This is a genomic window from Streptomyces sp. NPDC001714 (assembly GCF_042892755.1).
Lineage (GTDB): Bacteria > Actinomycetota > Actinomycetes > Streptomycetales > Streptomycetaceae > Streptomyces.
This window is the reverse complement of sequence record NZ_JBIAUL010000022.1, coordinates 40,610-61,693: the sequence shown is the minus strand read 5'-3', so window position 1 is coordinate 61,693 and position 21,084 is coordinate 40,610. Positions and strand designations below refer to the sequence as shown.

Annotated in this window: 18 protein-coding genes; 13 read left to right on the top strand and 5 right to left on the bottom strand. The window is 71.2% G+C overall.

Annotation, left to right across the window (positions count from 1 at the left end; all coding sequences use genetic code 11):
• The first annotated feature begins 62 nt into the window (after positions 1 to 62).
• Entirely contained in the window at positions 63 to 1,241 is a 1,179-nt protein-coding gene (locus ACFY0P_RS41805; protein WP_388926056.1) for an AI-2E family transporter, read from the top strand.
• Positions 1,242 to 1,258: 17 nt separating this feature from the next.
• Here ACFY0P_RS41805 and ACFY0P_RS41800 read toward each other — a convergent pair whose 3' ends face one another.
• The gene (locus ACFY0P_RS41800) at positions 1,259 to 3,493 is read right to left on the bottom strand and encodes a nitrate- and nitrite sensing domain-containing protein (RefSeq protein ID WP_388926053.1); all 2,235 of its coding nucleotides are present in this window, start codon (positions 3,491 to 3,493) and stop codon (positions 1,259 to 1,261) included.
• A 651-nt stretch (positions 3,494 to 4,144) separates the two neighbouring features.
• On the opposite strand from ACFY0P_RS41800, the gene ACFY0P_RS41795 reads away from it, so the two are divergent.
• Positions 4,145 to 4,378, top strand: a complete 234-nt coding sequence (locus tag ACFY0P_RS41795) for a hypothetical protein (RefSeq protein WP_388926050.1) — start codon at positions 4,145 to 4,147, stop codon at positions 4,376 to 4,378.
• Here ACFY0P_RS41795 and ACFY0P_RS41790 read toward each other — a convergent pair.
• Positions 4,357 to 4,851, bottom strand: a complete 495-nt coding sequence (locus tag ACFY0P_RS41790; protein WP_388926047.1) for a DUF5990 family protein — start codon at positions 4,849 to 4,851, stop codon at positions 4,357 to 4,359. The two genes, ACFY0P_RS41795 and ACFY0P_RS41790, sit on opposite strands and share 22 nt — an antisense overlap.
• 82 nt (positions 4,852 to 4,933) lie before the next feature.
• A complete protein-coding gene (locus tag ACFY0P_RS41785) occupies positions 4,934 to 6,271 on the bottom strand; it encodes a jacalin-like lectin (RefSeq protein WP_388926045.1) in 1,338 nt (445 codons plus the stop codon).
• Between the two features lie 492 nt (positions 6,272 to 6,763).
• Here ACFY0P_RS41785 and ACFY0P_RS41780 point away from each other — a divergent pair, with 492 nt between their 5' ends.
• Positions 6,764 to 7,345 carry a lamin tail domain-containing protein gene (locus tag ACFY0P_RS41780; protein ID WP_388926042.1) on the top strand — a complete coding sequence of 194 codons (582 nt, stop codon included), beginning with the start codon at positions 6,764 to 6,766 and terminating at the stop codon, positions 7,343 to 7,345.
• A 73-nt stretch (positions 7,346 to 7,418) separates the two neighbouring features.
• Here the strand turns inward: ACFY0P_RS41780 and ACFY0P_RS41775 are convergent, their stop codons facing one another.
• Positions 7,419 to 8,375, bottom strand: a complete 957-nt coding sequence (locus ACFY0P_RS41775; protein ID WP_388926039.1) for a ScbA/BarX family gamma-butyrolactone biosynthesis protein — start codon at positions 8,373 to 8,375, stop codon at positions 7,419 to 7,421.
• Positions 8,376 to 8,770: 395 nt separating this feature from the next.
• On the opposite strand from ACFY0P_RS41775, the gene ACFY0P_RS41770 reads away from it, so the two are divergent.
• From ACFY0P_RS41770 to ACFY0P_RS41755, 4 genes are all read left to right on the top strand, one after another.
• Positions 8,771 to 9,484, top strand: a complete 714-nt coding sequence (locus ACFY0P_RS41770) for an HAD family phosphatase (RefSeq protein WP_388926036.1) — start codon at positions 8,771 to 8,773, stop codon at positions 9,482 to 9,484.
• A gap of 429 nt (positions 9,485 to 9,913) precedes the next feature.
• Positions 9,914 to 10,579 (top strand): ScbR family autoregulator-binding transcription factor, encoded by a 666-nt coding sequence (locus tag ACFY0P_RS41765; RefSeq protein WP_388926033.1) that lies wholly within the window; start codon positions 9,914 to 9,916, stop codon positions 10,577 to 10,579.
• A 215-nt stretch (positions 10,580 to 10,794) separates the two neighbouring features.
• Positions 10,795 to 11,451, top strand: coding sequence for a ScbR family autoregulator-binding transcription factor (locus tag ACFY0P_RS41760; RefSeq protein ID WP_388926030.1), 657 nt, complete (start codon positions 10,795 to 10,797; stop codon positions 11,449 to 11,451).
• 81 nt (positions 11,452 to 11,532) lie between these two features.
• Positions 11,533 to 12,357, top strand: a complete 825-nt coding sequence (locus ACFY0P_RS41755; protein WP_388926027.1) for a BTAD domain-containing putative transcriptional regulator — start codon at positions 11,533 to 11,535, stop codon at positions 12,355 to 12,357.
• 30 nt (positions 12,358 to 12,387) lie between these two features.
• Here ACFY0P_RS41755 and ACFY0P_RS41750 read toward each other — a convergent pair whose 3' ends face one another.
• A complete protein-coding gene (locus ACFY0P_RS41750) occupies positions 12,388 to 13,659 on the bottom strand; it encodes an FAD-dependent oxidoreductase (RefSeq protein WP_388926024.1) in 1,272 nt (423 codons plus the stop codon).
• Positions 13,660 to 14,177: 518 nt separating this feature from the next.
• On the opposite strand from ACFY0P_RS41750, the gene ACFY0P_RS41745 reads away from it, so the two are divergent.
• The 6 genes from ACFY0P_RS41745 (at position 14,178) to ACFY0P_RS41720 (ending at position 21,034) form a co-directional block, all read left to right on the top strand.
• Complete coding sequence (locus ACFY0P_RS41745; protein WP_388926372.1) at positions 14,178 to 15,173, top strand: DMT family transporter; 996 nt, start codon at positions 14,178 to 14,180, stop codon at positions 15,171 to 15,173.
• 294 nt (positions 15,174 to 15,467) lie between these two features.
• Positions 15,468 to 16,325, top strand: coding sequence for a BTAD domain-containing putative transcriptional regulator (locus ACFY0P_RS41740; RefSeq protein ID WP_388926369.1), 858 nt, complete (start codon positions 15,468 to 15,470; stop codon positions 16,323 to 16,325).
• Positions 16,326 to 16,494: 169 nt separating this feature from the next.
• On the top strand, positions 16,495 to 17,703 hold the full coding sequence (locus ACFY0P_RS41735) for an ROK family transcriptional regulator (protein WP_388926021.1): 1,209 nt from the start codon (positions 16,495 to 16,497) through the stop codon (positions 17,701 to 17,703).
• Between the two features lie 126 nt (positions 17,704 to 17,829).
• Positions 17,830 to 19,179 carry an ABC transporter substrate-binding protein gene (locus ACFY0P_RS41730; protein WP_388926018.1) on the top strand — a complete coding sequence of 450 codons (1,350 nt, stop codon included), beginning with the start codon at positions 17,830 to 17,832 and terminating at the stop codon, positions 19,177 to 19,179.
• A 2-nt stretch (positions 19,180 to 19,181) separates the two neighbouring features.
• Entirely contained in the window at positions 19,182 to 20,180 is a 999-nt protein-coding gene (locus tag ACFY0P_RS41725; RefSeq protein ID WP_388926015.1) for a carbohydrate ABC transporter permease, read from the top strand.
• Positions 20,177 to 21,034, top strand: coding sequence for a carbohydrate ABC transporter permease (locus ACFY0P_RS41720; RefSeq protein ID WP_388926012.1), 858 nt, complete (start codon positions 20,177 to 20,179; stop codon positions 21,032 to 21,034). Before ACFY0P_RS41725 ends, ACFY0P_RS41720 begins: the two co-directional genes overlap by 4 nt.
• The last annotated feature ends 50 nt before the right edge of the window (positions 21,035 to 21,084 follow it).

Sequence of the window (21,084 nt, the reverse complement as noted above, 5' to 3'; positions counted from 1 at the left end):
CTGCCGCCCGAAATGCCCCTAACGTGCATGAGAGGTGACCAAGGCCGGCAACGGGAGGCGCGGTGGCGGGTGCGGGCGGGCCGGTGGCCGGGCGGGGCCGCGCGCGCCGGGCCCGGGGCGCGGCACCGGGCAGCCGGACCGCACGCGCGCTCCGGCTCCCGAAACGGGCCCGCGACCCGCGCGCCGCCGCCGATGTCAGCGCGGTCGTCGTCCCCGCCCTGCGGATCGCCGCCGCCTACGCCTGGCGGCTCATCGTGGTCGGCGCCGTCGTCTACGGCGTCTTCGTCGTCCTCGGCCGTTTCCAGCTGATCGCGGTGGCCGTGTTCCTGGCCCTGGTCATCACCTCGGTGCTGCGCCCGCTCGCCGACCTGCTGGCCCGGTGGCTCCCCAGGCCGCTGTCCGTGGCGGTGAGCCTGGTCGGCAGCATCTGCCTGTTCTTCGGCCTGCTGGCCCTGGTGGGCAACGCGGTCGCGCAGGAGTCGGCGACGCTGGCCGAAGAGTTCCGCGGCGGCATCCACCGCATCGAGGTCTGGCTGCAGCGCCCGCCCTTCCGGCTCGGGCCGGGCGCCCTGTCGCATCTCCAGCAGCAGATCGTCAACTACATCCAGGCCCACCGCTCGAACCTCGCGAGCAGGGCGCTCAGCGGCTTCGGCACCCTCGTCGAACTGGTCACCGGCGGCGCGCTCGCGCTCTTCACCTCGGTCTTCTTCATCCACTCCGGCGAACGGCTGTGGGCCTGGACGAGCAGCGAACTGCTGCCAGCCGGTGCCCGCGGGGCCTGGGACCGGGCGGGGCGCGCGGCCTGGCGGACGTTCGCCGGATACACCCGCGGCATCATCATCGTCGCCGCCACCAACGCCGTCCTCGTCGGCATCGCGCTGCTCGTCCTGCGGGTGCCACTCGCGCTGCCGCTCACCCTGCTGGAGTTCTTCGCCGCGTTCGTCCCGCTGGTCGGCTCACCGGTCGCGCTGAGCGTGGCCACGGTGGTGGCGCTGGCCGGGCGGGGCCCGCTCACGGCCGCCGCCGTCCTCGTGCTCATCGTCGTCATCGGCCAGCTGGAAGGGCACGTGCTGCATCCGCTGGTGATGAGCTGGGCGGTGCGGCTGCACCCCCTCGTCGTCGCCGTGTCCGTCATCGCGGGCAGCATCGTCGCGGGGGTGATCGGCGCCGTCGTGGCCGTGCCGTTCATCTCGGTCGTCTGGGCGGTGGCGCGGGCCCTGCGCCCGGTGCCGCCGCCCTGACCCCCGGTGCCGCGGGCTCAGCCGTCCTTGGCGGGGCGGCGGCCGCGCTTGGACGCGCGACGGGGACGACCGGACGATGCTGGCGCGTCGGGCGCGGCGGGAACGGCGGACCCGGCCGGAGCAGCGGAGGCGCCGGGAGGTCGGGCCGTGGCGGGAGCACCGGACGGGGCGGCAGGGCCGGGCCGCGCCGCGGAGCCGGCTGCGAGGGTGCCGTCGTCCCATGCCTCGTGTGCGCCGAACGGGTCCACCGGCCCGGCCGCGAGCAGGTCCGCCAGACCGGGCGTGGCGCGCGCCGTGAAGGCCGCGAGCGCCAGCGTGTCGGCGTCGGACTCGGTGTCGCTGCTCCAGGTGATGGAGCCCGGGAGCATGACGAGGGAGGTCGTGCCGGACTCCCCGGCGGCCGGCCGCAGCTGGACGCGGATGCCGTGCCGGTCGGCGAGCCTGCCCACCACGAACAGGCCCATGTACTGGTAGACGTCGGCATCGGCGGTCGGCGGGTTCGCCAGCTTGTGGTTGATCAGCGCGAAGTCCTCGGGCACCAGGCCGATGCCCTGGTCATGGATCTCCACCATGATCCGGGTGTCCGGCAGCCGCGTCGCCGTGACCCGGACCGTCGAGCGCGGCGAGGAGAACGAGGTGGCGTTCTCCAGCAGCTCGGCGAGCAGATGCACCAGGTCGGTGACGGCGCGGCCGTGGATCTCCGCCTCCGGGATGCCCTCCAGCTCGATCCGCTCGTACTGCTCCACCTCGGAGGCCGCCGCCCGGATGACGTCGACCAGGGGCAGCGGGTGGTCCCACTGCTGGGTGGGGCGCTCGCCGCCGAGTACCAGCAGGTTCTCGCCGTTGCGGCGCACCCGCGTGGCCAGGTGGTCCAGCTTGAACAGGTTCGCCAGCTGCTCGGGGTCGGCCTCGCGCTCCTCCAGGTCGGTGATCAGGGCGAGCTGGCGCTCGATCAGCGACTGGTTGCGGCGGGAGAGGTTGGTGAAGATCGTGTTGACGTTGCCGCGCAGCAGGGCCTGTTCGGCGGCCAGCCGGACCGCCTCCCGGTGCACATGGTCGAAGGCGCGGGCGACCTCGCCTATCTCGTCGGTGGTGGTGATCGGGATCGGCGCGACCCTGGTGTCCACCTGGCCGGGCACGGCCTGCGACAACTGGGTGATCACCGCCGGCAGCCGCTGCGCGGCGATCTCCATCGCCGAGGCGCTGAGCCTGCGCATGCCACGGCTCATCGAGCGGGCCACCCACGCGGCGAGGAGAACAGCCGCGAGTACGGCGCCGAGCGCGGCGGAGCCGTTGGTGATCGCGTCCCGTCTGGCGTCGGCGGCGACGCTGCGGGCACCGGCGAGCGAGGTGTCGGTGAGATGCACCTCGATACCCCGGTAGGCGTCGAAGGCGAGCGCGGAGGCGGCGAAGAACGACTCGGGCGTGATGCCTTCGGCGGCCAGCTGCCCGGTCGTCTTCCCGGTGGCGATCTCGCTGATCATCTTCGTCAGCGCCGGCGGCGCCACGAAGGCCTGCCCGGCCGCCTTGGCCTCCTCGGCCGCCTTGGCCGTCTGCTGCGCACCCTTTTGCTGCGCGTCCGCCAGCGCCGTCCGCAGCCGGGTCATGTCACCGGCGGTACCGGCGCCCGCGTACTCCTGGAGGCCCACCTGCTCCAGGTAGGCGTAGGAGCTGAACGAGCCGAGCTGGTTCTGCAGTTCGCCACCGGCGAGGGTGTCACGGTCCTCGACCAGCAGGTGCGTGCCGATGGCGCGCACGAGGGACTCGGCCGCCTGGGTCAGGGAGATGGCGTACAGGGTCCGCCCGAAGCTCGCCTGGTTGTTGCTGCCGAAGCCCAGTTCGTTCGAGAGCTCCATCAGCGGGTGCTGGACGGCGTGGTAGCTCTCCTCCGTCTGCACCCCCGACGACTTGGCCGTGAACGCGCTGGCCCGTACCGCCGCCAGCTGTTTCTCGCCCGCCCGCACCAGCTCGATCCGCCGGGTGAGTCCCGCGGTCTTCGGTGCCCGGGCCACTGCCGTGTCGAACGCCTTCGCGTCGGCGTCGGTGACCTTGCGGGCCGCCACCACGGCGGGCGCGTCCCGCTTGCCCTCCAGGAGCGGGATGACCGACACGTCGCGCTCGTTGATCGCGTCACTGGCGTAGGCGTTCGCCGCCTGCACCAACTCCGCGACGTGCACCGCGTCGTTGGCGTCGCGCAGCGTGTCGATCGAGTGCTTCACCCGGACGCCGCCGAGGCCGAGGGCGACGAGCACGGGGATGAGCAGAATGGCCTGGAGGCGTCTTGCGACGGGCCAATTGCCGGTCAGAGGTCTCGACTTGGACAAGATCGTCCCATTTCACAACAGGGATGGCGTGCAGGGCTGTGCACAGCCCGACGTTCTGTGGCCAATTTCTAACACCCAGAGATCGGGATCGGCCGGTGTTTGAGTGAAGCGGTTTCTCTAAAATGGTACAAAGCTCAATCAAAACCATCGATGGTCAACGCACGGACCATGGGGCGAACGGTCCGCGTCCCTCGGCCTGTTCGCCGGGCTGAACAGGTAGCGCTTGCCCGACCGCTGTGCGGCAGCGTCGTGCGCAACCCACGTGCACATTCCGGGGGAGCCGCACGACCACCGCCCGTACCCTCCAGAACGGCACGGACAAGGCCGGTTCCCCGCGTCCGGCTGCTGCGGAAGTCCGGCGCCGAGCCGTGGACGCCCGACCGCGAGGCCCAGCTCCTCGTCGGCTACCGGGACGGCCCTCTGGCCACCGCCCCCACGGCCCTGCGGACGTCCCGCAAAACCCGGCGACCGCGCCCCGGGCTGCGCCGGTCTCACCACCCCGCTCGCCGCGTACCCGTTGCACCTGCTCGACATCCTGCGGGACCGCCCGGACCACGTCGTGCTGCGGACCCCACCGACGTGATCAAGGCCCTCCTCGCCCCCGGCTGGGACGTCCTGGCCATCCGCACGGAAGACGGCGCGCACATGCCCCTCGTCCCCGGACACCCGGACACGGCCGACGAGTTCGCCCGCCTCTACCACCCCGACGGCCCCACCGGCTTCGTCGTCCGCCCTGGCGGCCACCTCGGCGCCCGCTGCCCCCTGACGGACACCGAGACCGCGCTCGCCGACTACCGCGAGGCCCTGGGCTGAGGACCGCTCCCGGCACTCCAGACGACGGCCGGCGGTACGACCCGCGCGCACAGCGGCATGCCCCGGCCGTCGGTCAGCCCGAGGCGGCCGATCAGCAGCCCGTTCCGCGCCGCCGCCTCGGCCACCGCGCCGGGGACGGCGCCGAGCAGCAGCTTGGCCCGGCGGAACATCGTGAAGGCGCCCCCGGCGCCCACGGTCCCCCAGGACAGGTAGACGAACCGGCCGCCGGGACCGCCCTGGACGTAGGGCCCCGTGAAGTCGACGCCGGTGGCCGACACCGCCGCGGCGCACGGCAGCGTCCAGGTCGCGGAGGCGGCGTCGCCGGGCTGCGGGTCGAGCAGCTCGGCGGGGCGGTTGCGGCGCTGTACGGCGACATGGATGTCGCCGTAGCGGGAGAAACCGCTGCCTTCGGGCGCCGCGCAGGAGCGGCCGGGCAGGTCGGTGGCGTCGATGCGGAGTCCCAGGGCGGCCATGCGGCCATCATCGCCGATGCGCCGCTCGCACCGGCCGGGTCGGCGGACGCCATGCGCGGTCCGCCGGCCCGGCCGGGTGCGGTCAGCGCTTCGTGTAGATGAAGCCGACCTTGTCCAGCTCGTCACCGGACCGGCCGTGGAAGCCGGCGATCTGCCAGCCCGACGGGGCGGTGCGGGTCACGCAGTCCGAGGTCGTCGTACCACCGGCGAGGGTGCGGCCCAGGTTGGTGGTGAACTTCGCGTAGAAGATGCGGGTGGTGTTGTTGTACTTGCCCTCGCACAGGTACGCCGTCGTCACGTACTCGCTGCCGCCCAGCGTCAGCGAGGAGGCCGTGCCGCCGGTGCCGCCGTGGGTCAGCGTCGTGCCGTCGGCGAGGGTGACGCCGACCTGGTCGACGCGGGAGCCGGAGCGCAGCGAGATGCTGCTGGCGCGGGCGCCGGCGGCCACCTTGTCGATGTCCTGGTAGTAGTCGCCGTGCGGACCGCCGAACTGGTCGCTCAGCTGGAAGTTCGCGTTCTCGGACCAGGAGAAGCCGACCGTGATCGGGTCGTGGTCGGAGAGCATCAGGCCGTCGCTCGTCAGGAACTTGGCGTGCTCGTTGTTGTACGAGGTCGCGTTCAGGTTCACCAGCTTGCTGCTGCGGTACAGGACCTTGTCGACGACCTCGCAGGTGTTGGGCACGGTCGCCCCGGACTGGTCGCAGACCAGCGCGTCGCTGCCCTTGGCCGGCGCGCTGCCGCCGCGGATCAGCTGCACCCAGGCGTCGGTGAGCCCGTTGGCCGAGGCGAACTCGGCGATGGTGTCGGCGGAGCGGGTGTACCGGGTGTTGGTGTCACCCATCACCACGACGGCGTTGCCCGCCGAGTGGGTGCTGATGAAGGCGGTCAGCTGGCTGAGGTTGTCGGCCCGGGAGGCCTCGTCGCCGTCGTTCGTGCCCGCGTTGGTGTGCAGGTTGTAGAAGTCGACGTAGACGCCCTCGGCGAGCCGCTCGCGCATGAAGGTGAAGCCCTTGGGCGTGAGGCAGTCGCCCGAGTCGATCTGGCAGGAGTTCCAGCCGACGCGCTGGAAGTCGTCCTCGTCCCAGTCGTAGGCGGAGACGGTGTTGAGGCCGCTGCCGATGCCCGCCCCGCCGCTGGTGGCGGTGCGGTAGGGGTGGGTGTCGGTGGCGTACAGGTAGGCGTGGTAGTTGAAGTCCTCCTGGACGTTGACGATGTCGTACGGCGCGATGCGTTTGCCGATCTCCGTGGTGCTGGTGTCGCGCGGGGTGGGCGCGCTCGACAGGCCTTCCGGGAGTCCGGCGACGTTGTACGAGAGCACGCTGAACGTGCCCGAGCCGGCCGCCGCGGCCGGGGTGGCCGTCGCCGTGAGCCCGCCGAGAGCGGCGACGGCGGCCGCCAGACAGGCAACGAGTCTGCGCATGGGGGAGTCTCCTACGGGGAGGTGTGCGCTGAGGGGTGTGGGCATGCCAATGAGGCACGCCAAAACGTAGCGGCAAACGCTTTCTCCCGAACCCCCCTTGTTACCAACCAGTTTGGAAATTCCTCGTGACGCCCGGAAGATCGGCTTCTCCCCGGAGCCGATCGGGCGCTGACTGTTACTCACTTTCGGGTGAGCCAGGCGCTGTTCACCCAGGGGTCGATGGCGGCCGAAGCCGTTGCCTGCGGGGCGTAAGGGGGTTAAGAGGCACCAAATCCACCCATTCAACTAATAAATGGACGTTACAACCTAGAGTCATAGGAAAGCGAAGGATCCGTAATAGACGCCGTGTGTCGCCCGGTGTGCGCCCGGCGGGGGCGCAGGGTGTGGCTGCGCGGCCGACCGGTCGCCATCTCGCCCCACACACCCCTCGCGGCCTGCGGCTTCGCGCTGCGCGCGGCTGGAGTGTGCTCGAACCCCGCGAAGGGGGACCACGTGTCCGTTTCCGTTTCCGCGACCGCCCGCCGTCTCGGTTCCGCCGTCACCGTGGCGGCAGCCCTGGTGGGCGTCACGGCCCTGCCGGCCGCGGCGACCGCCGCCCGCCCCGCGGAGCCGCACCGCGACGCGATCGTCATCAGTGCCGTACGGCACGACCTGAAGCGCCGGGCGGTCTACTCCGGCCGTGCCCTGAACCGGGAGTGGGTGGACGTCACCAACACCTCGCGCCGGGACGTGAACCTCAGCGGCTGGTCGCTGTCGGACGCCGAGGGCCGCAGCTACACCTTCCGCCACTACCGGCTGGCGGGCGGCGCCACGGTCCGCGTGCACACCGGGGAGGGCCGGGACACCCGGACGGACCTGTACCAGGACCGCCGCTCCTCCGTGTGGAACCGCGACGCCGACACCGCCACGCTGCGCAACGACCGCGGGCGCTACGTCGACTCCGCCTCCTGGGGAATGCACCACCGCCGCGACGCGGACGAGCGGCACGTCTTCGCTCACCGTCCCGGGGACGAGCGGCGCGCCGTCGCCCACCCCGCCGCGGAGGACCGGCATGCCTTCAGCCACCGTCGCTGACCGGTGAGAGACATCCGCGGTCGGGCTCCTCGCGAGGCCCGGCCGCGGCCGTGTGCCACGGCCACGCCTCGTATCAGGACTGGACGACCGGTCCGCTCACCGTGGACGTGAAGACGACCTCGCCGTCCTGCACGCCGACGACGTCCACGGTCGCCGTGCCGTCGCCCCTGGCCGTCACGGCCGTGACGTCGATCCAGCAGGGGCTGTCCAGTTCGACGTAGCGATTGAACGAGGTGGACATGCTCGCCGGGACCAGCGTGCGGGGCGCCAGCCGGGCGCAGGCGGCCTGCCGGGCGCCCTCCATCAGGACCATGCCGGGCAGGTGGTCGCCGCCGTGGTCGAACAGGATCGGGTGGTCCAGGTCCGGGGTGAGCAGCCACCGGTCCGGCGCGTCCGTGGCCGTCAGCACCACGTCGGCGGGGGAGGTGCGGCCCACGGCCGCCGGTGGCATCGGGTCGGCCGCGACGACCGGACCGTCCAAAACGCCTTGCCGCTCGGGGCGGTTGGCGCGCAGCCGGGAATAGACCGGGGGCGTGACGATGGAGTACTGCCCCTCCCCGTGGGCCACGGGCACGCCGTCCCGTCGCAGGGTGAACCCGATGCCCATCCGGCGCGCGGACGCCCGGCCGCGCGGTGCGGAGTCCGGGCAGGACACGTCGAGTTCGAAGTCGGTGGGGCGGGAGGCGATCCGCAGCCGCTCCAGATCGGTGTGGCAACTGAGCGACCACAGCACGAAGTGATGGCCGAGCGGTACGCCGTGCTCCGCGTGCGTCACGAACATGCCGGCCTGCCGAAACGTCTCTGCGGCCTGGAGCGGGTCATGGCTCGAACCGTCGGCGCTGTTGAAGAACGTGTGGGCGCGGGGCCACTGTCCGGTGAGGGAGAACCGCAGTCCGTCGTCCTGGGCGGTGCAGCCGGTGAGGAACACCTCGGCGAGGGACGCGCGGTGGACGTACTCCTTGGGAACCGTGGTGGTCAGCCGAGGCAGTACGGGCAGAGCGACTCCGATCTCGCTGGCGGACAGACTCATCGACGACCCCCCGTCGGAAAGCTCTTCGTTGGCTTGAAGCTCTGTTCGACGCCTATAAGATACGGACCTACCGGTTTTCTCGGGTCGGCCACTAGGTAAAGGATTCACCAAGCGTGGTTCGACTCGATCCATGCATGACTCCGCTCAGTAGTGGTTTGGCCAAGTATTTTTGCGCTCAACCACGCTGAAGGCACGGCGAAAAACGGACTAAATGGCAGATGTCGACGAGTTGTTGTCGATGGCACCGGGGTCCGTACCGCTGTCGTGGAAACCTGTCCAACGGTCTCTTTTGGCCACCTCCCCAGGAGTCGGCTCGCCCGTCGCGGCATCTGAACCCCACCTCACTTCGGCAGCCCCTGCATGATTGTCGAACGGACTGCGAGAGGGAGACCCGGATGGAACCACTGCGCACCCTGCGCCTCGCCGCCGTCAACATCGACGGCGTCCTGCTCAACGACAGCTTCAGTCCCGTCCTGCACCGGCTCGTCCTCAAGTACGGCGGCGTGTACACCCGGGAGCTGGAGCAGCGGCTCTTTTCGCAGTCCCGGCTCGCGGCCGCGAAGGTGCTGCTGGAGGAGACCGGTGCCACGGTGAGCGAGCAGGAGGCCATCGCCGACTACTTCGCCGAACGCGAACACTACGTGCGCGACCATCCCGTGCACATCCTCGACGGTGCCGAGGAACTCCTGCACCGGCTGCGCGGCCTCGGCCTGGACGTCATCTGTTACGGCGGCCTCGACGAGTCCCACTTCCGTCGTCATCTGGGCGCCTGGGAGCACCTGTTCACCGCCCCGCACTACGTCTGCACCGACGACTTCCGCCCCGGCATCCGGGAGATCGTCCGGGACCGCTTCGGCCTCGACTACCACCAGGTCCTCTTCATCGACGACGTCGCCCGTTTCGCCGGTCACGCCAGAGAGCTGGACGTGCCCTTCGTGGGCCGCCCCAGCACCTTCGAACACGGCTTCCAGCGGGAGCTGATGCGCGAACTCGGCGTCCGGCACCTGGTCGGCGGCCTCGCCGAGATCGACGAGGAGCGCCTGCGCACCCTCGACCGCGAGGCCGCGCTCGGCACCGTCTGGCAGGACGCCGACTCCCTCGCCGGCTGATCACCGGCGCGGGCGGCGGCATCGGGGGACGCTGCGGCCCGGGTGTTCGCCCGGCAGGGGCGACCGTCGTCCGCACCGCCCGCGACGGCGAAAAGGTGTGGTCGACGACTGGTTCGAGGTTCCCCCGCCAACGAGGTGCACGCCTGCAGCCGCGCCCCGCAGGCCCGTGCCGCCCACCCGAGGAGGTCGCGCAGACCGCCGCCCGGCCATGCGGTGACAGACGAGCTTCGTCACGGGTGCCACACTGACCGTGGACGACGGGCGCACCGCCTGGTGAACTTCCCGACAGGTCCCGCACCGACGCTCCGGCTCCGGATCGGGACAGCGGCGGGACCGACCGGGAATCGGTCCCGTGCGGCCGAAATGCCGACCCCCGATTGGGGTAAGGTACGTCACGTCCGGTTTTGTTTTGACCGAGGAGGGGTCCCCATGGCGCGTCAGGAGCGTGCGATTCGGACCCGACGCGCTGTTGTCGAGGCCGCCGCCGCGGTCTTCGCGGAGCGCGGCTACACGGCAGCCACGATCTCCGAGATCCTCGAGCGGGCCGGAGTCACCAAGGGTGCCCTGTACTTCCACTTCGACTCCAAGGAAGCCCTCGCGCGAGGCGTGATCAACGCCCAGATCAGCGACGACTACTGGCTGCCGCGCGAGCTGAAGCTCCAGGAGTGGGTGGACATCGGCATGACGCTGGCCCACCGGATCCCCAAGGAGGTCATTCTCCTCGCCGGCATACGGCTCTCCGCCGACCTCCAGGGGCGCTCCCTGTTCGGCAGCGCCTGGCCCGCCTGGACCGAACTGGTGACGGACAAGCTCGTGGAGGCCAAGGAGCGCGGCGAAGTGCTGCCGCACGTCACACCGCGCGAGACCGCCGAGTGCTTCCTAGGGGCCTGGATCGGGACCCAGTTCATGTCGGAGGTGGTCTCCGACTGGACCGATCTCAACGACCGGATCTCCGTCCTCTACAACCACGTACTGCCGGCCATAGCCACTCCCGCCGCCCTGATCCGGCTGGACACCGCGCCCGACCGGGGTGCCCGGGTCATCGAGGAAGCCGAGCGCCGTCGGCAGGAATCGCCGGTGCCCGCCGAGGCCTGACCAGCCTCGAACCAAACCATCTGCCTGGTTTGTTACGTGCCGCAGTCGGCGTATCCGGCCGCGAGCGAGTACAGCCGTGGCCGTCCGGCCGAGTCCTGAACGCCGACAAACCTACCAATCATGCTGTTTGCTAGGGTTCTCGAATCGCAATGCCGCAGGCCAGGGGGAATCGGACCGTCCAATTCCGGATCCGCCCGGAACAACAGGGGGACGCGATGGTCAAGCAGCTTCGGGCGGCCAGAACCCGGCAGGCCCTCGTTCTTGCCGCCGCCGAGATCTTCGCCACCGACGGGTACGCGCTGTCCTCGCTGCCCGCGATCAGCAGGCGGGCCGGAGTGAGCGCCGGAGCGCTGCACTTCCACTTTCCCAGCAAGGACGCCCTCGCGATCGAGGTGGAGAGCACGGCCCGGCGGGCCGTCGAGCAACTGGTCGCCGACCGGCGCCCGTCGACCGCCTCCGCACTGCACCTGCTGGTCACGGTCACCCGGGAGGTCCTGGCCGCGGTCGCCACCGACGTCGTCGTCCGCGCCGGATTCAAGCTGAGCGTCGATCCCTCCCGCAAGAACGGCATGGGCTTCGGTTGCTGGTGGCGTGCCTGGGTGTGCGAAGAGCTGCTGCGAGCGCAGCACGCGGGGGAGCTGGCCGACGGGGTGTCACCGGACCGGGTGGCCGCCGTGATAGTCGCCGCGACGGTCGGCTTCGAAGTGCTCGCCGCGGAGGACCGCGGCCGGATCTCACCCCGGCACGTCGAGCAGTTCTGGTCCCTGATGCTGCCCCAACTCGCCGCGCGCAGCGACCAGTTCCAGAGCGTCGCGCTCTCCGACTCCTGGCTTCGGGGCAACGGCGCGCCAACCGGCCGGAGTTCGGTTTGACAAACCGTCCGCGCCGTTTTTGACTCGGGGCCCAGGAACCGCCCCGCCCGACCCACGGTGGCGGACGAGCAGGGGGACGGCATGGACATCGGCGTACTCGGCGCTCTCGACGTGCGGGAGAACGGCGTCTCCATCATCCCGACCGCGCCCAAGCCGCGCCAGGTGCTCGCCGTGCTCGCGCTGCACGCCGACCGGGCGGTGACCGTCGGCACCCTGACCGAGGAGCTCTGGGGACGACAGCCACCGCGCAGCGCACACTCCATCCTGCAGACGTACGTCATGCACCTGCGCGACCTCATCGCCCCGGCGCTGCAAGGGGCCCGGGACGGCGAGGGCGCGCGCACCGCCAAGCAGGTCCTGCGCACCGTACCCGGCGGCTATCTGCTCGACAGCGGTGAAGGCACCAGCGACGTCCGGGAGTTCGAGCGGATCGCCGCGACCGGATACCGGACGAGGGAGGCCGGGGACCAGCGCGAGGCGGCCCGGCTGCTGCGCGCCGCGCTCGACCTGTGGCGGGGGCCGGCCCTGGCCGACGTCACCGCGGGGGAGCACCTGCGCACCCGGGTCCGGGCCTTGGAGGAGAGCCGGCTGTGCGCGCTGGACCAGCGCATCGAGGCCGACCTGCGGCTCGGCCGGCACCGCGAGCTGATCTCCGAACTCACCGTGCTGGCCGACCGGCACCCCACCCACGAGAGCCTGTGCGGCCAGCTCATGCTCGCCCTGCACCGCTCGGGCCGCCGGAGCGACGCCCTGGACGCCTACCGGCGACTGCGCACCACCCTGGTGCGCGACCAGGGCCTGGAACCCTCGGCCGTGCTGGGCCGGATACGGCAGTCGGTGCTGTCGGCCCGCGCCGACGACGCTCCGGCACCCGGTACGGCGGACCCGCTCGCCAGGATCGGCTGACGGGCCCGCCAGAACCGGCCGACGGGCCTCTCAGGCGGCCGCGACGTGCCGGGCGATGCGGACGGCGGCGAACTCCGTGCCCGCCACGAACCGCATCATCGGCCCGAACATCGGGGCCGCGAGCGAACCGGTGAAGTACAGGCCGGGCACCGACGACTCGAACGTCCCCCGCAGCGCGGGCGCCTTCGAACCCGGCACGCATGCCACGGCGCGCCGCACCGTGGGGGACAGGAACGGCAGCGCGTCCAGGTCCAGCCGGTAACCGGTGGCCGCCAGCACATGGTCGACCGCGAGGGACTCGCGCTCGCCCCCGGGGCCTGCGACATCCAGGCGCACCTCCGGCCCCTGGACCACGGCACCCGTGATCCGGCGCGAGGTGTGCACCGGTACGACCCCCATCACCCGGTCCCGCAGCCACCAGCCGCCCGACGGGCCGAGCGCCCGCCGGAACAGCAGCAGCCGGGCCGCCGCGGGCAGCCACCGCACAGCACCGGGTGACGCGCAGACACCGGCCAGGATCCAGCCCGCGCCGAGCGGCGAGGCCGGCTTGGCCACCCGCTGCGTCCAGGGCCGGGCCAGCTCGGGCGTCATGCCCCACAGCACCCTCCGTTCCCGCACCAGGACCTGAGCCTCGGCACCCGCCTCGTGCAGCAGCGCGGCGCTCTCCAGCGCGGACTGACCACCGCCGACGACGGCCACCCGCCGTCCCGCGTACACGGACAGATCCGTGTGGTGGCTGGTGTGCGACACACGTGCCCGCGGACCCGGCCCCTCGGGCGCGAGCTGCCGCAACTCGGCCGGGACATGGGCGAGACCGTTCAGCCCGGTCGCCACCACGACGGCCGAGGCCGCCATCTCCTTCCCGTCGTCCAGTCCGACGACGAAGCCGGGCCCCTCCGCCGGCCGCTCGACCGCCGTCACCCGGGCCGGCTCGACCTCGCCGACGTACCGCTTCTGGAACCACTGCCCGTACCGGACGAAGACGTCGCACGGGATCGGTGTCAGCTCGGTCAGTTCCGGTTCGCTGTGCGCGCGCCGGAAGTCCGCCAGCCGGCCGCCGGGCTCGGGAGCCGACAGGTCGGTCGCGTCCGGCGTCGATTTCAGGTACATCCCGGTGGCCATGGCGTGCCGCCAACTGCCCATCACGTCACCGAAGACACGCACCGGCGCCCCCGCCGCCCGCAAGTGGGCGGCCACCGAAAGGCCGTACGGCCCGGCGCCGATCACCACGACGGGTGGCCGCCCGTGCCCGGTGAAAGCCTGCTCCTGGGCAGGGCGCTGCCCCGGAAGCGACTGCGTCATGCATTCCTCCGCTGGTCTGCTCGTCGCCTTCCCCTGGGCGACGCGACACTGCGGGATGGCACGGCCGGCGTGAAACGGCCGTGCTCGTCCCCCCTCCGCGGGTGAGTCTGTCCCACGGCCAGGCACCGGGAAACGATATCGACGCACGTTGGCCAAAACTTGGTCGAACCATACGACAAGTGACGTCGACCATGTCATCGACGTGCGGTGGACGGATGCCGACGATCAAGAGACCGACAGGAACGGTCGGCGACGGCGGCCGTGCCGAGGCGGGGGAGCAGCCGTGCCGACTGCGGCGGATCAGGGGTTCGCGCGCCGACCGGAGACCGCGCCGGCCAGGTCCCGGTGGCGGCCCCTGTACGGTCGCCCCGTGAACACCTACTGGCACGTCGTTCTGCCGCCGCTCTGCGCCTGACGGGCGCACCCGCTGTCGGTTCGAAGCCACGCTCCGGGCCCTGCCTTCGAGGCGGCCAGGGGCACGTGTCGTGCGCCCGTATCGAAACCAGTCCGCAGACGGTATTCGACGACGGAAGTCCACGACTGCGCCGAACGACACCTCATCCCCGTCTTCCCGTGCGCCGGGCGGCGCTGCCGACGCACGCTCGCGTAGCCGCCACTCCGGCCGGTTCACCGGTCCGCTCCCGATCCTCACGGCCGCCGTGCTGTGGGGCACCACCGGTACCGCCGGTTCCCTCGCCCCCGCCGGGATCCCGGCCGCCGCCATCGGCGCCGCCGGCCTGGCCCTCGGCGGCGTGCTCCTGTTCCTGACCGCACCCGGCAGTCGCTCCCTGCCCGGGATCTGCACCGGTGGCGAACGCCGGCTGCTGGCCGTGGGCGCCCTCGCGGTGGCCAGGTACCCGCTCGCCTTCTATCCCGCCGTGGCGCGTACGGGCGTCGCCGTGGCCACCGTGATCGCGCTCGGCGGCGCCCCCGTCCTCGCAGGCCTCCTGGCCTGGTTCACCCGCCGGTCGCGACCCTCGGCCCGCTGGGCCACCGCGACCGCGGCGGCCGTCCTCGGCTGCACGGTGCTGGTCCTCGGTCCGCAACTCGCCGGTGACGGCGCCCCCGTGGACGTCGTCGGCGTCCTGCTGGCAGGGCTCGCGGGCCTGTCGTACGCCGTGTACGCCCTGGCCGGCGGGCAGCTCATCGCCTGCGGACATGCCTCCGGCGCCGTGATGGGCGTGATGTTCGCAGGAGCGGGACTGCTGGTGCTGCCGGTTGTGGTGTGGGGCGCCGTCGGCGGGCTGCTGACGGCGCGAGCCGCGCTGATCGTGCTGTACCTGGGGGTGATCACCACCTTCCTCTGCTACCGCCTGTTCGGGCACGGCCTGCGCCACGCCACTCCCCAGGCCGCGACGACCCTGACGCCGGCCGAGCCGGCCGTGGCCGCGGTCCTGGGAGTCACGGTCCTGGGCGAGCGTCTGCCGGCTGTCTCCTGGTGCGGACTGGCGGTCCTGGCGCTCGGCATCGTGCTCCTCGCCGTTCCCATCGGCACCGGCGGGCAGGACACCTGACCTGGGCGACGGCCAAGTAACCGACCGGATGGTCCTTTTGTGGCGCCCAGTGAGGGCGGGATTCAGCCTGAATCCGTGACCGTTTCCAGGGATCGGGCCGACGGTGAACCGCCCCTCCGGTTGCCGAAGTAGTGGCTTTACGCTGCGACTTCGGCAACCGGAGAGGGCGAAGCGCACACCTGCGGTCGTTCTCCGGCAGGTTTCCGGAAACGGTCTGGTCGGCAGTCTGTTGACAGACCGTTCATGCTGTTTTCTACTGGCGGAGTGTCAGATGAGAAGGTCAGGGAGACGCGTGTGGACATCGGGCTGCTGGGTGCACTGAACGTGAGGGAGAACGGGGCCTCCATCGCCCCGACCGCACCGAAGCCCCGCCAGCTGCTGGCCCTGCTGGCACTGCACGCCGACCGGGTCGTGCCCGTCCCGACCCTGATGGAGGAGCTCTGGGCGGGCACTCCACCCCGCAGCGCCCGCACCACCCTGCAGACCTATGTGCTCCAGCTCAGGGAACTCATCGCGGCGGCGCTGCGCCGGGGCGCGGATTCCGAGTGCGCGGCCGCCCGGTCCGCGAAGGACGTGCTGACGACCCTGCCGGGCGGCTATCTGCTCGCCGCCGGAGACGGCGGCAGCGACATCCGGCAGTTCGAGCGGCTGTGCGAGCAGGGCTTTCGGGCCATGGACGACGGGAACTTCGCCGGCGCGGCCGGCACGCTGCGCCGGGCGCTGGACCTGTGGAGCGGTCCGCCCTTCGCCGACGTACCCAACGGGACCCACCTCGCCATGGAGGCGCGGCGCCTGGAGGAGAGCCGGCTGTGCGCGCTGGACGTGCGCATCGAGGCAGACCTCCGGCTCGGCCGGCACCGCGAACTGCTCGCCGAACTCACCGTCCTGACCAGCCGCTACCGCTCCCACGAGAACCTGCACGCGCAGTTCATGCTCGCCCTCTACCGCTCCGGCCGACGCGGCGAGGCCCTCCTCGTCTACCGGCAGCTGCGCACCCTCCTCGTCAAGGACCTGGGACTGGAGCCGTCGGCGCGCCTGCGCCGCCTCCAGCAGTCCATCCTCTCGGCCACCGCCGAGAGCCCCGGCGCATCGCCGCACGACGACGACCTGACCGCGCCAGCACCGGGCGGGGGACTGGCTCGCGCACTGTGAACCTCCACTCGTCCCCTTGCTGAGAGGGCTCGACGAGTCCGGGGGATCCGGTGATCGCGCCCGAAGGGTTGTTTCCCGCCAGGGTCCGAGCGTATAAATAAGCAACTTTCTTTCTTACAGACGCTTGCAGGCCTTTCGCACAGGCCGTCGATGGCGAGATGAGGGCACCGTGACCCGCCGTTATCCAGCAGGTCCGCAGCGGCTGCTGCGTTCGCTCAACGGCCGTGCCGTCCTGGAGGCGATCGACGAGGCGGGCCCTGTCACGACCACCGATCTGGCGGGGCGGATCCCGCTCTCCCGGCCGACGGTCGCCGCCGCGGTCGGCCTGCTGCTGGAGCGCGGGGTCATCACCGAGGTGGGCCCGGTGACCGGCCGCAAGGGTCCGGCGCCCGCGCAGTACGGGGTGAACGCCGACTGCGCCTTCGCGATCGGCGTGGACGTCGGGCACCGCAGGATCCGTGCCGCGGTCGCCGACGTCACGGGCCGGGTGCGGGCACGTGCCGAGTGCGAGCAGCACGGGGAGCGGGGCGCCGAGGCGTTCGTCGGGCAGATCCTGGACATGTGCGTGGACCTGGCCGGGCAGGTCGGCCGGGAGCTCGGGGAGATCACCCAGGTCGTCGCCGGGCTGCCGGCCGCGGTCGGCCCCGACGGACGTCAGCTGTCGTACACCACCGGGCTGCCCGACGCGGGGAGCGGACTGGGCGAGGCGCTCGGCCGGGCGATCCCCGTACCCCTGGTCCTGGAGAACGACGTGAATCTCGCGGCGCTGGCCGAGCGCACCCATGGCCTCGGCACCGAGACCGACGACTTCGTCCTGGTCAGCCTGGGCGTCGGGCTCGGTCTCGGGCTGGTGGTGGACGGCCGGGTCCGGAGGGGCGCCACGGGCGTCGCGGGTGAGGCCGGCTACCTGCCGAGCGACCGCATGATCGCGCCGGTGGGGCAGCGCCGGGATCCGGTACAGGAACACCTGGGCGCCCGCCACATCAGCGCCGAGGCCCGCCGGCTGGGCCTGCCGGGCGACGGCAGTCCGCTCACCGTCTTCGAACTCGCCCGCGCCGGCGACCCCGGCGCGCTGGAGATCGTGGACGACACCGCCCGCAGCGTCGCCTACGTGGTGGCCTGTGTCGTCCCCCTGATCGACCCGGCGCTGATCGTGCTGGGCGGCGCCATCGGCGCCAACGGCGATCTGCTGCTCGAGCCCGTCGCCCGCCACCTGGCCGATTTCAGTACGTTCCGGCCGCCCATCGTCGCCTCCGGGCTCGGCCAGGACGCCGTGCTCACCGGAGCGACCACCATGTCGGCGAAGCTGGCCCGCGAGACCGCCTTCGCCGCCGCCACCACCCCCGTCCCCCAGGCCGAGCCCTCGGCTCTGTCCTGAGAGACACCGCGGCGACGCCGTCTTGCCGGACAGCGCCGCCGCTTCAGGTCACCGGGCATTGCCGTGCCCGTCGACCGACGACCGATCCGTCACCCAGGGAATCCCGTCTCCGAGGAAGGACGATCAGTGTTCAAACCTATCACCGGGGCCGTGTCCGCCGCGGCCGCCGGAGTGCTGCTGCTGGCCGGCTGCACGTCCACCGGGCCCTCGTCGTCACAACCCGACACCGCCATCTCCGCGGGCGCCTCGCACCAGCCCACCACCGTCACCGTCTGGACCTTCAACCACCTCCCCAACGAGGTGGCCGCGTTCAAGGCGACCCTGAACCGGCTGCACACCAAGTACCCGTGGCTGACCGTGAAGTTCGTGCCGAACAAGGACGACGCCGCCTACGCCAAGGCGGTCGCCGCGGGCGATCCCCCGGACGTCTTCATCAGCTCCGCGCCCGACAACGTGGCGAAGTTCTGTTACAACGGCACGGTCGCCGACCTGGGCCCCTATCTGTCCTCCGCGAAGATCGACACGGCCACGACCTTCCCGGCCGCGACCCTCGCCTACACCCGCTACGAGGGCAAGCAGTGCGCGCTTCCGCTGCTGACCGACGCCTTCGCGCTCTACTACAACAAGCAGATGTTCAAGGCGGCCGGCATCACCAAGCCCCCGCAGACCCTCGCCGAACTGACCGCCGACGCCAAGAAGCTGACCGTCAAGAACACGGACGGCTCCATCAAGACGTACGGCTTCGTGCCCCGCTCCGACTACGACGTCAACCGGTACCTGTTCACCGGCGCGCACAGCGGGACCGAGTTCTACGGCAAGGACGGGAAGACCACCTTCGCCTCCGACGCCAAGTGGCAGCAACTGCTGGCGTGGGACAAGGACCTGATCGGCTACTACGGCGAGGCCGACGTCCAGAAGTTCGTGGGCCGTTACCAGCCGCACGCCGACGACGCCGGCAACCCGCTGCTGACCGGTGCCGCGGCCATGGAGTACGACGGCGAGTGGCACGTCGGTGAGATCGCCTCGGAGAAGAAGGACTTCGACTACGGCGTGGTGCCGATGCCGGTCCTGGACGGCACGTCGGGCACGTACGGCGCGGGCAGCACGCTCGGCACGGTCGCCTACCTGTCCGCCGGCTCGCGGCACAAGCAGGAGGCGTTCTTCGCGCTCCAGCAGCTCACCACCGACACGACCTTCCTGAACACCCTCGCGGACACGGTCTACAACATCCCGACCACGTTCGCCGCGCTCAAGGCCTGGGACAAGCGGAACGACCCGCACTGGAAGCCGTTCGTCGACGTCTTCGAGAACAAGAACTCCACCTACAAGACGCTCACCCCGGCCGGCATCGAGGACATGGACACCTGGCGCGCGTTCCTCCTCGACTACGAGCAGGGCAAGGTGAGCAGCGCAGCGAGCGGTCTGACCGGGGTCGGGAAGAAGATCGACGACCTCAACTCCGAGAGCGGGCAGTAGAGATGACGACCACTCTCGCCCCCGTCGGCGAGGCCCCGGGCACCGCGCGCACGCGCGCCGCCCGGGGCGGGCGGCGGCGCGCGAGCGGGGCCCGCTGGTGGGTCGTGCTCGCCTTCCTGTCCCCGTTCGTCATCGGGTTCTGCGTCTTCGTGCTCTACCCGGTGGCCGCCACGCTCTACTACTCGCTCACCGACTTCCAGGCCGGCTCCTACCGCCCGGTGCAGTTCGTCGGACTGCGCAACTACCGCGCCCTATTCACCCAGTCCGACACCTTCTGGGTAGCCGTGCGCAACACCCTGTGGATGGTCGTCGTCATGGTGCCGCTGCGCACCGCCTGGGCCATGTTCACCGCCTGGGTGATCATCCGGGTCAAGCGCGGCCGGGCGGTGTACCGCACGCTGTTCTTCCTGCCGTCGATGGTGCCCGTGGTGGCCGCCGCCCTGTCGTTCATCGTGCTGCTCAATCCGGTCGGCCCGCTCAACCGGATGCTGGGCTGGGTGGGCGTCGACGGCCCGGGCTGGTTCTCCGACCCCGCCTGGTCCAAGCCCAGCCTCGTCCTGATGGCGCTGTGGGCGAGCGGCAACGTCATGGTGATCTTCTCCGCCGCCATGCTCGACGTACCGCGTGAGCTGTACGAGGCCGCCGAACTCGACGGCGCGGGCACGCTGCAGAAGTTCCGCAGCGTCACCCTCCCCGCGATCTCCCCGGTGATCTTCTTCGCGCTGCTCACCGGGATGATCTACACCTTCCAGTACTTCACCGAGGCGTTCGTCGCCTCCAGTTCCGCGAACGCCACCTCGTCCAGCAACGACCTGATCGGCTATCCCGCCAACTCGCTGCTGTTCTACTCGACCGAGCTGTACCGGCAGGGCTTCGCGTACTTCAAGACCGGCTACGCCTCGGCCATGGCCTGGCTGCTGTTCCTCGTCATCTTCGCGGCGACCGTGGTCTTCATCCGCGCCTCGCGCCGTTTCGTGCACTACTCGGGCGGTGGCCGATGAGCACTGTTCCCCTGACCAGGTCCCGGGCCGGGCGCCGCGCGCTGTACGTGATCGCCGAGCACGCGCCCGCCGTCGCCGTGGCCCTGTGCTTCCTCCTCCCGCTGACGATCGGCGTGCTCACCGCGTTCATGACCCAGCACCAGGCCGGCACCGGCTCGCTGTGGCCCTCGCCCTGGGAGTTCGGCAACTTCGGCGAGGTTTTCAGGGCCATGCCGTTCGGCCGTGACCTGTTCAACACCATGCTCTACGCCGGGCTGTCCACGATCGGCGTGGTCGTCTCCTCGGTGCCGGTGGCCTACGCGCTGGCCCGGCTGAAGTGGCGCGGCCGGGAGGCGGCCTTCCTGGTCGTCCTGGCCGCGATGATGATCCCGGCCCAGGTCACCAGCCTGCCGCTGTACGTCATGTACGCGCACGCCGGCTGGATCGGCACGCTCAAGCCGCTGATCGTGCCGTCGTTCTTCGGCGACGCGTTCAGCATCTTCCTGCTGCGCCAGTTCTTCCTCACGATCCCTGACGAGTTCACCGAGGCGGCCCGCGTGGACGGCGCGGGCGAACTGCGCATCCTGTGGCGGGTGCTGATCCCGATGGCCCGCCCGGCGATCGCCGCCGTGGGCCTGTTCGCCTTCCTCTACGCCTGGAACGACTTCTACAACCCCCTGCTCTACACGGGCAACAGCGACACCGGCCAGACCCTCGCGGTGGCCCTCAGCCAGCTCGCCAAGAACGGGCACCAGAACGCCTACCAGCTGCAGATGGCGGCCTCGCTGATGTTCCTGCTGCCGGTCCTGGTGCTGTTCTTCCTGGCGCAGAAGGTCTTCGTCGAGGGCATCGCGCTGACCGGCGTCAAGGGCTGAGCCCTCCGGGGCCGACCTCCCGGGGCCGAGCCGCCCCCACCTCTCCCACA

What these genes read in the sequence shown, in the direction of transcription:
- ACFY0P_RS41750 (WP_388926024.1), bottom strand. Translation starts at nt 13,659, where the DNA reads ATGACGCAGTCGCTTCCGGGGCAGCGCCCTGCCCAGGAGCAGGCTTTC.
- ACFY0P_RS41765 (WP_388926033.1), top strand. Translation starts at nt 9,914, where the DNA reads ATGGCGCGTCAGGAGCGTGCGATTCGGACCCGACGCGCTGTTGTCGAG.
- ACFY0P_RS41720 (WP_388926012.1), top strand. Translation starts at nt 20,177, where the DNA reads ATGAGCACTGTTCCCCTGACCAGGTCCCGGGCCGGGCGCCGCGCGCTG.
- ACFY0P_RS41755 (WP_388926027.1), top strand. Translation starts at nt 11,533, where the DNA reads ATGGACATCGGCGTACTCGGCGCTCTCGACGTGCGGGAGAACGGCGTC.
- ACFY0P_RS41785 (WP_388926045.1), bottom strand. Translation starts at nt 6,271, where the DNA reads ATGCGCAGACTCGTTGCCTGTCTGGCGGCCGCCGTCGCCGCTCTCGGC.
- ACFY0P_RS41770 (WP_388926036.1), top strand. Translation starts at nt 8,771, where the DNA reads ATGGAACCACTGCGCACCCTGCGCCTCGCCGCCGTCAACATCGACGGC.
- ACFY0P_RS41775 (WP_388926039.1), bottom strand. Translation starts at nt 8,375, where the DNA reads ATGAGTCTGTCCGCCAGCGAGATCGGAGTCGCTCTGCCCGTACTGCCT.
- ACFY0P_RS41760 (WP_388926030.1), top strand. Translation starts at nt 10,795, where the DNA reads ATGGTCAAGCAGCTTCGGGCGGCCAGAACCCGGCAGGCCCTCGTTCTT.
- ACFY0P_RS41725 (WP_388926015.1), top strand. Translation starts at nt 19,182, where the DNA reads ATGACGACCACTCTCGCCCCCGTCGGCGAGGCCCCGGGCACCGCGCGC.
- ACFY0P_RS41790 (WP_388926047.1), bottom strand. Translation starts at nt 4,851, where the DNA reads ATGGCCGCCCTGGGACTCCGCATCGACGCCACCGACCTGCCCGGCCGC.